This is a genomic window from Candidatus Binatia bacterium (assembly GCA_023150935.1).
In the GTDB taxonomy this organism is placed as follows: Bacteria; Desulfobacterota; Binatia; order HRBIN30; family HRBIN30; genus JAKLJW01.
In genome coordinates this window covers 1-515 of record JAKLJW010000185.1, presented here as the reverse complement: position 1 = coordinate 515, position 515 = coordinate 1, and the positions used below count along the sequence as shown (strand labels likewise).

The 515-nt window shown below is 65.2% G+C and carries 1 protein-coding gene; it reads right to left on the bottom strand.

What is annotated here, in order from left to right:
* Nucleotides 1-406: IS66 family transposase (locus L6Q96_23655; GenBank protein MCK6557541.1), on the bottom strand; the 406-nt coding region annotated here is incomplete at its 3' end.
* Between the last annotated feature and the right edge of the window lie 109 nt (nt 407-515).

Here is a 515-nt window from a genome sequence, read left to right as displayed (position 1 = left end):
GCTTGAGGGCGCGCTCGACAATCGTGTTGTCCAGCGGCGCCCCGGGCTTGCGCAGGAAGAGGACCAGCTGCCGCCAGTGCTTTTTCATGTAGGCAATCGCCTCGCCCAGCGGCGAGTTGGGCTCGACGTTCTTCTCGCGTATCTGGGTGTAGAGCCACTTCTTGAGCCGCGCCATGCGCAGGCCATTCTCCCTGCGGTGCAGGGCGAGCCGCTGGTCGGGATCGAGCTTATCCTTTTTGGCGCGCGCATCGACGCGGTAGACCTCGCGCAGCTCCTCGAGCACGAAGCGACAGGGCTCGGGAAAGGTGTCGGTGATCTTCACGTAGTAGCGGCGTGCGTGCGCCATGCAGTGGCCGACGATGGTCTCGAAGTCGCCGGCGGTGTTGTGCGGCAGGCCGTCGCACATGTGGAGCGGTGCCGAGAGTTCGGCGGCACGCTGCTGGAGTACCTTCTCGAGATTCTCGCCGGCGTGACGATGGCCGGTGAAGAAAAGGCCGATGCGGTGGCCGCTGTCC